A 13,532-nucleotide genomic window follows, 5' to 3' on the forward strand; every position below is an offset into this window, starting at 1 on the left:
GCAAAAAGAAAAACCGCCCCCACCTCGTCAAGGCGGAAACGGTCTTAGCCTAGAGTCTTTCCTTTACTGAGCGATTTGCTCGCGGATCGACTGCAATATTTTTTTCTCCAGCCGGGAAACCTGCACCTGCGATATGCCAAGCCGGCTGGCCACCTCCGACTGGGTCTGATCCCGGAAGTACCGCAAGTACACAATCAGCCGTTCGCGCTCCGTCAACGTGCCGATCGCTTCGTTCAACGCCAGCTTGTCGAACCATTTCTCCTGCCCTTCGTCGGCGATCTGGTCCATCAGCGTAATCGGATCTCCGTCGTTCTCGAACACCGTCTCGTGAATCGACGACGGGGGCTTGTTCGCTTCTTGCGCGAATACGACGTCCTCCGGCGTAATGCCGAGGTCTTCGGCCACTTCTTTAATCGTCGGCATCCGGCCGAGCCTTTTCGACAGCTCGTCTTTTTTCTTGCGCACTTTGTTCGCCAACTCTTTCAACGAGCGGCTCACTTTGACCGTACCGTCGTCCCGTAAAAAGCGCTGGATTTCCCCGATTATCATCGGCACCGCGTACGTGGAAAACTTCACGTCATAAGATAAATCGAACTTATCTACAGACTTCAACAGGCCGATGCACCCGATCTGAAATAAATCCTCCGGCTCGTAGCCGCGGTTTAAAAAGCGCTGAACGACGGACCAGACGAGACGAATGTTGCAGCTTACTAGCGTTTCCCGGGCGATCGTATCCCCGGATTGGCTGAGGGCAATAAGCCGCTTGACTTCGGTATCGTCCAGATACGTATGAGAGGCATGTTTCAACTCGCTATCCATATCGCAAAACCCCTAGTTAAACAGCGCTTTTTTGGATTCTATTCGTTTCACCATGACGACCTTCGTTCCTTCGCCCCGCCGGGTCACGATCTCGACCTCGTCCATAAAGTTTTCGATAATCGTAAAGCCCATGCCGGATCTTTCAAGTTCAGGCTTCGAGGTATACAACGGCTGGCGAGCCAGCTCAACGTCCTCGATGCCTTTGCCTTGGTCCTCTACCGTTAAATAAAAGATGCTCTGCTCGATTTTGGCCGTTATCGTAATAACGCCGTCCGGCGAATTGTCATACCCATGAATAATCGCATTGGTTACGGCTTCCGACACCACGGTTTTGATATCGGTCAGCTCATCCATCGTCGGATCGAGTTGGGAGACGAAGGCCGCTACGGTTACACGGGCAAACGACTCGTTCTCGGAAATGCTGGCAAAGCGGAGCTCCATATGATTGTTACGGCTCATGAAACCACCTCCAGACTGGAAAGGGCGAGTCTTTCATTGTCTTGAATCGATAGAATCTTGAACAGGCCCGACATTTCGAAAAGCCGGTACACCGCCGGATTGACGTCGCAAACGACCATTTTGCCGCCTCTGGACGTAATCAGCTTGTACCGCCCCAAAATGACTCCTAGACCCGAGCTGTCCATGAAGCTCAAATCTTTCATACTGAGCACGACATGATTAACGTCCCCTCTTAAAATCGCTTCTTCCATCTTTACTTTCACCGTTTCGGCGGTATGATGGTCAAGCTCTCCCTTTAATCGGACAATCAGCGTTCTCCGTTGATGCTCCAATTCGATATGCAAACTCAAGTCTGGCTCACTCCCTTTCGCGTTGTGTCTACCATTTCTACGAAATGAATGGGAATTCCTGCAAGCCGACAAAACTAGAAGAAAACTGCCATAATAAGAACGTAGATGATATATTTCAACATAATATCCCCGGATTCGCGGGAATTTGCCGTTTGCCAATGTGTAAGGAAGGTCCCCGGCACCGTTGTCGGTACGACCGGGGACGTGGTGCGGCGGATATTAGTCCGCCATGAACAGATGCATCGTGGTCCGCTTGAACAGCTTCCACCAGCCCGCCTTCTTCACTTCGACCGGAGATTCGATCGGGAATTCGGAGACGATCCGGTCGCCTTTGTAGACAACCAGCTTGCCAAGCGGCTGCCCTACGGCGATCGGCGCCTTCAAGTTCGGCTTCAGCTGCAGCTCGTGACGGATATCGTCGTCGGCATCGCCTCTTCTCATCAGTACGCTGTACGGATGAGTCGCCGTAATGTCCAGTTGGGGCACTTCGCCCTTCTCGACGCGAATCGTACCGATCACGTCTCCGGCTTTGAAGATCGGCAAGCTTGTATATTGGGAAAATGCATAGTCGAACATTTTCGTCACTTCGGCGTTGCGGGTTTTCGTATTCGGTTCGCCGAGCACGACCGCGATGACCCGCAGGTTGTCGCGTTTGGCCGTGGCTGACAAACAAAATTTCGCCTCGCTCGTATATCCGGTCTTCAGCCCGTCCGCCCCTGTATAAAACCGGACCAGCTTGTTCGTATTCACGAGCCAGAACGGCTTTTCCGTATCTTTACGCAAATAATCCTGGTATTGCCCTGTATATTTCGTAATTTCCTGGTGCTTCAGCAGTTCACGCGACATGATCGCGATATCGTGGGCGGAGGTGTAATGATTGTCCGCCGGAAGACCGTTCACGTTGACGAAATGCGTATCTTTCATGCCAAGCTCCTTCGCCCGCGCATTCATCATACTGACGAACGCCTCTTCGGTTCCGGCGATTTTCTCCGCCATCGCCACAGACGCGTCGTTTCCGGACGCCATCGCGATCCCTTTCAACATCTCGTCCACGGTCATTTCTTCGCCCGGCTCGAGAAAGATTTGCGAACCGCCCATCGATGCCGCATATTCGCTCGTGCGCACTTTCTCGTCGGATTTGAGTTTGCCTTGAGCCATCGCCTCCATGATCAGCACCATCGTCATAATCTTCGTGATGCTGGCCGGAGGCAGCTTTTGATTTTTGTTTTTTTCGTACATGACGGTACCGGTGTCGGCATCCATCAGCACGGCCGATACGGCGTTAGGAGCCAGATCGACTTGCGGAGCCTGCTCCTGCGCCTTTTCCGTTTTCTCTTCGGCGTATGCGGCAGCCGGCATAACAAGAGCCAGTGCCAGCATGGCGCAAATGAAGCGCGTCAACCCTCGCTTGAACATAAGATTTAACCCCTCCTGGTCCATGGTGAACTGTTCCATTTCCAAATACGCTTCAAAGGATGGAATCGCTTCTAACCATTATTGACAGAAAAGGGGAAAATTAAACGGCCGGGGCAACCGAATCATGTGTATAAGGCTTCTGTTTTTTAGACTTCATTCGCGGGTTGTCTTACAATTAGAGAAAGAGAATCGATAGATAGAGGATAGGGACGTATTACCCGAGAGGACTGAGAAGTTATGCATACGACAACTAGTAGCAATCCGGCCGGAGAGCCGGGTAAAGAAGGACAAGATGAAGCGCTGCTTGCACACCGCGCGGCGCTAAGGAAGCGGGCGGAAACTATCGAAGCCGTTGCCGAAGGTTAATCGCTCACGATCGAAGAGTACGAGCCTTCTACCGGGAGAGTCCGAACAGGAGGACGATATCTGAAGCAGCATGGGAGGAAGTAGCCGTGCCGGCTGACGAGCCGGCGGCCGCCTCCGAACCGGATGTTCTTCGCTGGGCCGGTCACGATCCCGGGCAATACGAGCTGCTGCGTCAGGCGGAGATCGACGGCAAAACAGGCTTCGTCTGGCGAAGAACCGATTATACTCCCGCTCCCCGCGTGCAGGACGATCTGTCCATAAACTCGTTTTTCCATAACCGCAACGAGCAGACGATTAAAGCGATGCTCGATCCTGAGAGCGGAAGACTCGTTTCCTTTATGCGGTTCGACAAAGCCTCAGGCCTGTTATGTCTTTCGCGGATGAGTTTCGGCTGCAGATCGGAGGAGTCCAACTGGAGACGGATAGAATCCGGATCTGCATCAACAAAACGACAGGTCAACCCGACCAGTTCATAGGGTTGTCTGTAGGGCCCGGGCAGTTGGCCGGTTTCGACCCCGCTCCCGAGCGCCGCTATAAATTGACGTATCGGCTCGTTCATCGTTTAACCGGCCGGCAAGTGAGACTGATTGATGCCAACAGCGGCGAGCCCCTATGCTTTTAAAGGAACATTATGCTTTGTAACGGATGTGCTTTGCCTTACGATGGATTACCGTTTAGTCAGATTGGGAGTGCCGCGCAGCTCGGACAAGTTTGCCGCACCGATGCCGAACATGGCGGCACGCAGCTCAAACGATATACGCTGCAGCGCCAGGTCGGTCTCCTCGGGCGAACCGACCGCCGGGCCTAGCAGCGAGCGGCCGAAGCCTGCGAGATCGGCGCCCAGCGCGATTGCTTTAGCAGCGTCAACACCGCTGGTCAAACCGCCGCTCGCTATCAGGCTACAGCCCGGCGCAGCCTCATGCACTTCGGCGACGCATTGGGCCGTCGGGATGCCCCAGTCGGCGAACGCTTCGGCAGCGGCGCGCCGTACCGGGTCCTGGAGCCGGTACTTCTCCACCTGGCTCCACGAAGTGCCCCCCGCTCCCGCGACATCGACAAACCGGACGCCGGCATCAGCGAGCAGCCTCGCCGTATCTCCGCCGATCCCCCAGCCGACTTCCTTGACGCCTACCGGTACCTGCAACGATCGGCATACGACCTCGATTTGCCGCAGCAAATCTTTAAAATTCGTATTCCCTTCCGGCTGAAACAGCTCCTGCATCGAATTCAGATGCAGCACAAGTCCGTCCGCTTCCGCCACATCGACCGCCCGTTTGCATTCTTCCGCGCCATAGCCGTAATTCAGCTGAACGGCGCCGATGTTGGCGATAACCGGAATCGTCGGAGCTGCGTCCCTGACCCGGAACGTATGGGCAACAGAAGGGCGCTCCACCGCGGCGCGCACCGATCCGACTCCCATCGCCCATCCTTGCCTCTGCGCCGCTTCGGCCAAGTTCCGGTTAATGCGCAGCGCTTCTTCCGTGCCGCCGGTCATCGAACTGATCAGCAGAGGTACGCTTACCGGTTTGCCGAGAAATTCGCAGGTCGTGTCGATTTCGGCAAAATCAATCTCCGGAAGCGCCCGATGCCTGAACCGGTAGTCGGCAAAGCCGCTTCCCTCAGCTGTGCTGCTCACATTTTCCTCTAGGCATATTCGGATATGCTCCGCCTTGCGCCGTTCCGTACTCAATCCAATTACCCCCTGTATTCCCGAATGAGTCTTTCCGCTACCAGTTGTCCACAAGCGGTCACGACCGGAGTCCCGCCTCCCGGATGCGTAGTCCCTCCGACAAACCACAACCCGTCAATGTCCCGGCTGCGGTTGCCAGGCCGGAAAAAGGCTTGGCGGAACGAATTGGACGATATTCCATAGATCGCCCCCCGGTATGCTCCCGTGTCTTCGCGCAGCTGTTCGGGAGTATACACGAGACGAACTTCCATATCGGCCCGTATACCGCACAAACCGACTCTCTCCAGTTTCTCTGTCACTTGTTCGACATATGCCTCCCGTTTTTCCTGCCAATCCCACGCCGATTCGCATAAATAAGGCGCGTTAACAAGCACGAATAAAGCACTGCAGCTATCCGGGGCCGTAAGTTCCCCATCCGCCCCGTTCCAGCAAATATACAGAGCCGGGTCGCGAGGCGGAACTTTCCGCTCAAACAAGTCTATAAATTCTTCTTCGTAACGCTCAGGGAAAAAAACGGTATGATGGCTTAGCTGCTCATATTTTCGCTTTACTCCGAGCATCAGCACCAGACCGGAATGGGAAGGCTCGTAACCGGCTATTTTCCTGTCGGGCAGCGACGGCCGCTCCTCTTCGTCCAGCAGCGCACGTGTCATCGTCAGCAAGTCGCCTCCGGCTACGACCACATCCGCCGCATAATCTCCGCAAGCTGTGGAAACCCCCGATACTTTCCCGGACGACGTTCGAATCTTGACAACCTCTTCCCCTAAATGGATCGATACACCCAGCTCCTCCGCCAGTCGACCGAACGCGCGAACAAGCTCATACGTTCCTCCCCGGATCCCGACAATTCCCTCGCCCGCCTCCACATGAGCGAGCATGGCAAATACGGCCGGAGTGCGGTACGGAGAGGAACCGATATAGGTGGCATAACGCCCCAGCATCATACGGGTGTTGGGATGCTCGAAGTATCGTGCCAGCAAGCGGTCCAGCGTCGTAAACGGCCGAACGGACAGCAGTCCGGCCAAAAGGCGGGGATCGGCCAGGTCAAGCGGGTCGGCCAAAAGCCGATTTAAAAATCGGCTGCGGGATATGGAGTATAAACGTTCCGCTTCCGCAAGGAACGTTTCGTATCGGGACGCGTCTTTGGCGCTGTAACGCGCAATCTGATCAGCTGTAGCTGCCGGGTCTCGGGTCAAATCAACCTGATGGCCGTCGGCAAACCGGTTGCGGGTATAAACCGGCAGCTTGTAAAAAGATACGTAATCTTCTATTCTTCTCCCTGCGGAGGTAAACACTCGTTCGAACATGGAGGTCATCGTAATCGTGCTCGGTCCCCTGTCGAATGAATACGGTCCGGCTTCCACCCGCTGCAGCTTGCCCCCCAGCGCCCGCTGACGCTCGATCAGCCTGACCTGGAAACCCGCAGTTGCCAGCCGGATGGCGCACGAAAGTCCGCCCAGCCCCCCTCCGATTACGATCACCCGTTTCATGTATACCGTCTCCCCTTCCACTCATAAGTGTTGCCTGTCGCCGCTATTGTCCAGGAAGCGACTCCGATCGCTATTAACAGACATATGGCAGCCGGAAGCGTCCAAGCGTATTTTGGCGATACGCCGCTGGAGCGGTCCACAATCGCCTTCAATCCGAAACCCAGCGCCAAGGCCAGTATCGAGGGCAGAAACAGATCGGGATGTCCTATCGAGGAACATAGCGTCAACAGCGGAAACAGATATAGAAATGCATACGAAAAAAGCACACCGAATAAAAGAAGTCCGTTGCGTCCCAGTCCCGGAAATACGTTCTTGGCATACCCTTTCCAAACTTGTGCCGCGTTTTCGTACATCCGCATATACACAAACCGGTGTATGTTGGCGAGCCGAACGGGATGCCCAGCACGCTTAACTCTTCTAGCGAGCGACCGGTATGACGGCCGTTTGCGGACAACGGCATAACAGAGCGCCTACACCGCTTTGAAACGCAATCGGCCGTTTCTCCTGATGCTCGATGGCGCCTTGAGGGAACAACCAGACGGCTCGCCCCTGACGCATTAGCGAAGAAGCGTAGTCCAGCGAAGCGGTTATGCCGCCAAGAGACGATTTATCGATGGAGAAAGCGCCGAGCTTGCGAAAAAACGGATAATGCGTGAGCTGTTCCCGGTCCATCATCATATAATGGTCGGCGAGCGAGCAGTTTTGGGTCGCATGATAGACAAGCAGGCCGTCCCACCAGCTGCAATGATTCATGATGTACAGAACGGACGCACCCGGCTCCGCGTCGACCGGGCCAACAGCTTCAATCGAATGAAAAAAGCGCGGGAGCAGCCAATGCTTGTTGTACAAATAAAACAGCTTATTAAACCACTTTTGTTTGTCCGCGAGGATTAGCTTCCCTTCGCCCGCCGCCCTTAGCCACCTTTCTCCGGGCATCATACAGTCTCCCTTCCGCCGCCGCCGTGATCAGGATAGCCGCAAAGCCTGCTGCCGAAAGCCCCGCCTTCCATGCCAATATCCCGAACAATACAACAAGCGCCTGGTACAACCTGAAAGGAGCTGCGGAAATGCTCGGACCGCATGCCTTGTCGCTCCGTCGTGGCGGATACAGCAGCCAGGCCAGGACGAACGCAATCACGAACCAGGAGGCAAAGTTTTGCCAAGGTATCCCGTAATAAAACCCAGAGTCGCTCCACTTCCAAAATCCGCTGGCTTCCGACGCAGGGTCGAGCACGAAGTCAAAGCACATCGCCCACAATCCCGTTTGCACCGCGCTCCACAGACGGCTCGCCGACGCAGACATTGCCGAGCATACCGAAACGACCCCAACCCATGCGGCGCCAATTGCCAGCGGCACTCCCCATGCCGTTATACCGAGCACCGGCGTATAGTCGTAACGGCCGAACGGAATAGCTGTCGCGACTCCGTACGCTTCGATCAGCATGGTCGAAATGAAAACGACGGACGCCCTGGCGTATAGATATAAAGCGGAGCCCGACCCGCCCAGCCGGCTTACCCTGATCTCCATCGATATAGCGTACATGGCAAAAAACAACAGAAAAAGGCCGTTGGAAAATCCAAGAAAATGCGGCACCCGATAAAACACGAGCAGCCCAAAACCGACGGCATACCAGAACCAGAACAAGTATCCCATTTACGATACAGCCGTTTCTTCCGGAGCTGGGGCAAGTCCGATATATTTCACCCGTATGGCGGATGCCAGCGCCAGCTTGCGGGCGCCTCCGACAACGGCTCGTTTGGTAAACACATCGTAGCCGTTTTCTTTTACCCCATCCAATATCGCCTCGTAATAACGGGCCGCGATTTCGATACAGCAGGCGCTTTCCCGCGGATACGTTTCCAACCCATTCAGACCTCGGGCAAACCAGTCCCGGGCCAGCCGATCGAAAGCGCCGATCAGCCTGACGAACGATTCGTCGATTATGCCGCTATCCAGCCGCCCTTCGCAGTAACCCGCTCTGTCCATCCATTCCTTCGGAATGTACCGCCTTCCCCGTCGCCGGTCCTCGCCAACATCCCGGACGATATTGACGATTTGCATCGCTTTGCCGAGCATGATGCCGGCTTCCGTTACTTTCTTGTCCGGATTGTCATGGAGTACGGGGAGCAGCATCTCTCCTACAGTACCGGCAACCAGATAACAGTACCGGTCCAATTGTTCCATCGTTTCGTATTGAACAACATCCAGGTCGGTTTGCTGACCCTCCATCTGCCGGTAAAACGGCTCTTTGCCGAGCGCCGGAAACGTTTGAAACAGCCACCGCAGCGCCGGCCAGATGAAATGCCCGCCTGCCTGCTCGTACCGGTCGAACTGCTCCTTCAGCTCACCAAGCGTATAGGGAGACTGCTCCGGCTCGTCGACGGCATCGTCGATCATCCGGCAGAACGCGTAGATCACGTACACCGCCTGGCGGCGGGGGCTAGGCAGAGACCGGAACGCGCTGTAAAACGTCAGCGACCCTTTCGCAATCATCGCTTCACACTGCTTTAAGCATTCCATCTAGATCGCTCCTTCATCAATTGGTCGCATAACAGTTTGGCGCCGTGCATAACGATCGGAACGCCTCCCCCCGGATGGACGGAGGCCCCGAGCGCGTGCAGGCCTTCGATCGGATACGGCTTCTGCTGCGGACGGAACGGCCCGGATTGCAGCCATGTCGGAGCGATTCCGAAGCTGCCTCCCCCAAATAACCCTTCCGCCTCCGCATCCTCAGGTGTTTTCACAACCAGATGCCGGATCGAGGCCGTCAGACCGGGCGCCGCTCTTCGTTCGGTCTCCGACAGGACATAATCGACAATCGCCTGCTTCTCCTTCTGCCAATCCATGGTCGAGCCTGTAGGAACCGGCACGAGAAAATAAAGGACCGAGTGGCCCTCGGGGGCCGCCTCCGGCTCCAAGGCCGTAGGGGAAAATACATAAAAAGACGGGTTAGCGGGGACTTTCCGCTGCTCGAATATCAGACGCCAATGATCGGATAACGGAGTTGCCGGCAAAAAAAACTGATGACCGGCCAGCCGGGTCCACCTTTTGGCTGCAGTCGCGTACAGCAGCAGACAGCCGGATGAAGGGACGAACGCTGCGCGTTTGGACGGCTTCGCTCCCCCGGGAAGCAATCTAGACAGATGAGGGAAATCTCCGTTGAAGATGACTTGGTCGTGCGGAACGACGCTGCCGTCCGACAGCTTGACGCCGCTGCATCGCCCCTCGCCGATTTCCAGTCGGTTCACCTCGCTGTTCAGCTTGATCCGAACGCCTCTGGAGCGGAGGATGCGCTCGAGTTTCTCTACGAGCGTCGCGTAGCCTCCCGGCATATACCATACGCCGAACGCATGCTCCGCATAGGACACAAAGGAATAAAGGGAGGGCGTGGCGGAGGGAGATCCGCCGATATACAGCGTTTGCAGGGAAAACGCATCGACGAGCTTATCGTTGGTAAAGTAGTCTGCGGCCAAGGAACGCGCACTCTTGTACGCCTTGACGGCGGCCAGCATCCGCAGCGTATCGGAATGAAGCAGATGCCGTTTGCGAAGCAGCCTTCGGTTCAGTATTTGCCTCTCCCCGATGGAGAACGCTCGATTCATATCGGACATGTACTTGAGAAACCCCCGCTCCGAGCCGGGTGCGAAGCTTTGCAGCTCCTCCAGCTGCCTGCCGGTATTCCGCCATTTGTTCAGCACGGTACCGTCTCCGTAATAAATCCGGTACATCGGGCTGCATTCCAGCAGCGGAACTTCAGAACGGTCGAGGCCCCCTTCTTCAAGTACCGACAGCAGCATTTCGGGAAGCAGCACGATCGTCGGCCCTTCGTCTATCCGACATCCGTCCTCCAGCCTGCGGAAAGCGAGTCTGCCGCCGAGCTTGCCGGCTTTCTCATAAATCGTGACCGCGATCCCCCGCTGTGACAAGAGTAGCGCCAGGGTCAATCCGCCGATTCCTCCACCGACTATACCTACATTCATGGGAACACCGCCTTTGCGTGAAGTATGTTTGCCCGGAACAGGGTCACGGGCGGAGTCCTTGAGCCGCTACGCTGGCGGACAGGCCGAACGGTTCCTTGCCGTCTCGAGCCGCCATCATCGATGCCGTAATGCGCGCCGATTCCCATATGGTGGGCAGCCCGCTTCCCGGATGCGTCCCTCCGCCTACAAGCCAGCAGCGATCAGCATCCTCGAACCGGTTGTGGGGCCGGAACGCCATCATCTGGCTGAGCCGGTGCGACAGATTAAAGGTGGCTCCCCTGTATACGTTAAGCTGCTGTTCCCAATCGCGGGGAGTGGCGATCAGCTCGGTTTCGATATCCCGGGTAATACCTGCGAGCTCCGATTCCTGTTCGAGCTTGCGAAGCACGGACTCACGGAAGCTGCCTGTCGTCTCCTCGTTCCACTCCATAGCGCAGCCGGTGTTGGGTACGGGGACGAGCACATACAGCGAAGACTTGCCCGGCGGCGCCAGCGTAGGGTCCAATGCAGACGGGTTATGGACATAAAAGGAAAAATCGTCGGATACGACGCCGTACCTGCACACCTCCTCCGTATTGCGCCGATAGTCCCGAGCGAAATAAACGTTATGATGGTGCAGACGGACGGGACGGTTCACCCCCATATACAGCATGAACGCCGAGCATGAATAACGGAGACGAGAAACTTTGTCGGGCGAATATTTTCGCAGATCGCCCGGTGCGAACAACCGGCTTGCCGCCGTACCGAAATCGGCGTTGATGACAATATCGTGGAAGGCAAGCTCCTCCCCGTTCTCAAGCAGCAGCCCAACCGCTTTCCTCTCCCGCACCCGCACCTGCTTGACGCCGCAAGACGTATGCAGTTGACCGCCCAGTCCGCGAAATACGTCTGCCATTGCCTCGCAGGTCCGAAAAACGCCGCCCATTGGATGATATAAGCCGTACCGGTGCTCCATGAAGGACAGGATCGTAAAAGCGCCCGGACATTCCCACGGCGACATTCCCAAATATTTCGCCTGGAACGAAAAGGCGAACCGCAAACGTTCATCCTTGAAATAACGGGCCAGCCGGCTGTACACCGTGTCGCCAAGACTCAGCTTCGGCAGCGCGCGAAGGACATCGCGACGGGCATAGTCAAGCACCCCGTTAAACGGCCTCCTAAGCAGCGGCTCGAGCATCTTGAACTTGTTCTCTTCCTCCAGCATAAACCGCAGGTAACCGTCGCCGTCCCCGGGGGAGAACGAGTCGATCCGCTCCTTCATCCGTGCGGGGCTCCGCGTCGCCATCAGCTCCTGTTCCCCGAACACTAACCGGTACATCGGGTTCAGCTCGACAAGGCGCAGCTGCTGATGCAGATCGGCGCCGGCGTAAGCGAACAGTTCCTCGAGCAGATGGGGCATCATTAAAAAAGTCGGACCGCGATCGAATGTGTATTCGCCCAGTTCAAGTCTGGACGTACGCCCTCCCACCGAGTCATTTTTTTCGAACACCGATACATGGTACCCCCTGCTTGCGAGCAGCATGGCTACCGCCAGCCCTCCCGGTCCTGCACCTACAACGGCAACGGTCGATTTCTTTTTTTCCGGCAAAAGACGCTCACCTCCGAAATACAATTCCATTCCCTTTATTTATACAAATACTATACAATACATATACAAAACTGTCACGATAAAAATGTACCGTCCGGAATATTTCTTTTGATCACCTCATTTTTCACAACCTGAAAAGGCCTTTTCGCATAAGCGAAAAGACCCGTATTCTCCACGATTTGCAGCTTTACTTCCCTACCTGATCCTTAAACCAGCTTTCCCATTTGGCGGGATCACCGCTTAACACAAATCCAGAGTACGGATGCCCGCCGCCGCTAAACGCACTGCCCCCCAGCACGAAACGGATATCCGGAAACTCGTCCACTATGTGTCGAAGCATCCCTAGCGCGGCATTCAGATTGCAATCCCCGGTCAACGATACGCAAACGAAGCGGATCTGCTTGCTCTCGATCACATGCAATACGCCGTCCAGGGGCATGTCGGTCCCCAAATATACGACCTCCATCCCCTTTTTTCGCAAAAACAACACGAAGAGCAGCAAGCCGAGCTGGTGATGCTCACCCGACGGGCAAAAAGCGACCGCCTTCGGCATATTGGACTGGACCGGCAATACACGGAAGAAATAATGAAACCGTTGATACAACATATTGCTTGTGAAGTGCTCCTGGGCGACACTCACCTTGCCACTTTCCCATTCTTCTCCAATTCGATACAAAATCGGTACGAGCACATGATGAAACATATCCTCGTAGGCATACAACGCAAAACCCATATCGATCAAGCTGTTTGCTTCCTCGGTCCGGTACTGGATCAGAGTATCGTATAACGAAGCCTGTAGCTTGTCGAATGTTAGCTGGCGGATATCCGGCGCCAGTGCCGGCTCATTGTCCGCTTCCGGGACCAGCTCCTGACGTCCCGCTTCGTCGCGGCGTTCCGCGTTGGTCTGCTTCAACAGCTTCGCAGCCTGGCTGATGTTCATTCCTCTCTCGTCAACCTGTCGCTTCAGCCAGCGCAAATCCTCGACATCCCGCTCCGAATACACCCGATGACCACCGTCGGTCCGGCCCGGCTCTACGACACCGTAACGGTTTTCCCATGCACGGATCGTGACGGCCGGAATGCCTACCAGCTTGACGACGGTTTTGATGTTGTACATGACGCGCGCTCCTTCCTGTACAGAATGACGTTCAAATTTTATACAAACACTATACAATATTTCGGTTTTGTTTACAAAACGATTTTCCCGTTGCGTTATTCGCAAATCCACGGAATTTTACCGAACTGCTGCTGCCCCTAGGGAAACGAAAAGAGCACAGCCCTCCCGATCAGGAAGGCTGTGCTTCTGTGTGGACACAAGGGAGCCCGAGGTGCAAGCCGGATTTGCGTACACGACCCGCGCGTCCGGCGACCGG

General features: G+C 55.6%; 15 protein-coding genes. 2 read left to right on the top strand and 13 right to left on the bottom strand.

The window, feature by feature from the left end:
- Positions 1 to 63: 63 nt before the first annotated feature.
- The 4 genes from sigF to IDH45_RS05155 form a co-directional block, all read right to left on the bottom strand.
- Entirely contained in the window at positions 64 to 819 is a 756-nt protein-coding gene (gene sigF, locus IDH45_RS05140) for an RNA polymerase sporulation sigma factor SigF (RefSeq protein WP_190925314.1), read from the bottom strand.
- 12 nt (positions 820 to 831) lie between these two features.
- A complete protein-coding gene (spoIIAB, locus tag IDH45_RS05145) occupies positions 832 to 1,278 on the bottom strand; it encodes an anti-sigma F factor (RefSeq protein WP_190925316.1) in 447 nt (148 codons plus the stop codon).
- Positions 1,275 to 1,628: an anti-sigma F factor antagonist gene (spoIIAA, locus tag IDH45_RS05150; protein WP_190925317.1), complete on the bottom strand. Its 354-nt coding sequence runs from the start codon at positions 1,626 to 1,628 to the stop codon at positions 1,275 to 1,277. Before spoIIAA ends, spoIIAB begins: the two co-directional genes overlap by 4 nt.
- Positions 1,629 to 1,847: 219 nt before the next feature.
- Entirely contained in the window at positions 1,848 to 3,044 is a 1,197-nt protein-coding gene (locus IDH45_RS05155; RefSeq protein ID WP_190925319.1) for a D-alanyl-D-alanine carboxypeptidase family protein, read from the bottom strand.
- A 237-nt stretch (positions 3,045 to 3,281) separates the two neighbouring features.
- On the opposite strand from IDH45_RS05155, the gene IDH45_RS34600 reads away from it, so the two are divergent.
- Positions 3,282 to 3,410: a hypothetical protein gene (locus IDH45_RS34600; RefSeq protein WP_263364783.1), complete on the top strand. Its 129-nt coding sequence runs from the start codon at positions 3,282 to 3,284 to the stop codon at positions 3,408 to 3,410.
- An 86-nt stretch (positions 3,411 to 3,496) separates the two neighbouring features.
- The gene (locus IDH45_RS05160; RefSeq protein WP_190925321.1) at positions 3,497 to 3,886 is read left to right on the top strand and encodes a hypothetical protein; all 390 of its coding nucleotides are present in this window, start codon (positions 3,497 to 3,499) and stop codon (positions 3,884 to 3,886) included.
- A gap of 191 nt (positions 3,887 to 4,077) precedes the next feature.
- On the opposite strand, the gene fni is transcribed toward IDH45_RS05160, so the two are convergent.
- The 9 genes from fni to IDH45_RS05205 all read right to left on the bottom strand — a co-directional run bounded on the left by fni (position 4,078) and on the right by IDH45_RS05205 (position 13,276).
- On the bottom strand, positions 4,078 to 5,100 hold the full coding sequence (gene fni, locus IDH45_RS05165; protein ID WP_223836380.1) for a type 2 isopentenyl-diphosphate Delta-isomerase: 1,023 nt from the start codon (positions 5,098 to 5,100) through the stop codon (positions 4,078 to 4,080).
- A 5-nt stretch (positions 5,101 to 5,105) separates the two neighbouring features.
- Complete coding sequence (locus IDH45_RS05170; protein WP_190925323.1) at positions 5,106 to 6,590, bottom strand: phytoene desaturase family protein; 1,485 nt, start codon at positions 6,588 to 6,590, stop codon at positions 5,106 to 5,108.
- Positions 6,587 to 6,949, bottom strand: coding sequence for a hypothetical protein (locus IDH45_RS05175; protein ID WP_190925325.1), 363 nt, complete (start codon positions 6,947 to 6,949; stop codon positions 6,587 to 6,589). Before IDH45_RS05175 ends, IDH45_RS05170 begins: the two co-directional genes overlap by 4 nt.
- 58 nt (positions 6,950 to 7,007) lie before the next feature.
- Positions 7,008 to 7,526 carry a lysophospholipid acyltransferase family protein gene (locus IDH45_RS05180; protein ID WP_190925328.1) on the bottom strand — a complete coding sequence of 173 codons (519 nt, stop codon included), beginning with the start codon at positions 7,524 to 7,526 and terminating at the stop codon, positions 7,008 to 7,010.
- Positions 7,453 to 8,244, bottom strand: a complete 792-nt coding sequence (locus tag IDH45_RS05185) for a carotenoid biosynthesis protein (RefSeq protein ID WP_190925330.1) — start codon at positions 8,242 to 8,244, stop codon at positions 7,453 to 7,455. The genes IDH45_RS05180 and IDH45_RS05185 overlap by 74 nt, the downstream gene beginning before the upstream one ends.
- Positions 8,245 to 9,111 (bottom strand): phytoene/squalene synthase family protein, encoded by an 867-nt coding sequence (locus IDH45_RS05190; protein WP_190925332.1) that lies wholly within the window; start codon positions 9,109 to 9,111, stop codon positions 8,245 to 8,247.
- A complete protein-coding gene (locus tag IDH45_RS05195) occupies positions 9,099 to 10,571 on the bottom strand; it encodes a phytoene desaturase family protein (RefSeq protein ID WP_190925333.1) in 1,473 nt (490 codons plus the stop codon). Before IDH45_RS05195 ends, IDH45_RS05190 begins: the two co-directional genes overlap by 13 nt.
- Positions 10,572 to 10,614: 43 nt before the next feature.
- The gene (locus tag IDH45_RS05200) at positions 10,615 to 12,159 is read right to left on the bottom strand and encodes a phytoene desaturase family protein (protein ID WP_223836381.1); all 1,545 of its coding nucleotides are present in this window, start codon (positions 12,157 to 12,159) and stop codon (positions 10,615 to 10,617) included.
- Positions 12,160 to 12,346: 187 nt separating this feature from the next.
- A complete protein-coding gene (locus tag IDH45_RS05205) occupies positions 12,347 to 13,276 on the bottom strand; it encodes a MerR family transcriptional regulator (protein WP_190925336.1) in 930 nt (309 codons plus the stop codon).
- Positions 13,277 to 13,532 lie beyond the last annotated feature (256 nt).

Origin of the sequence: Paenibacillus oceani, from assembly GCF_014705615.1 — a bacterium.
In the GTDB taxonomy this organism is placed as follows: Bacteria; Bacillota; Bacilli; order Paenibacillales; family NBRC-103111; genus Paenibacillus_AB; species Paenibacillus_AB oceani.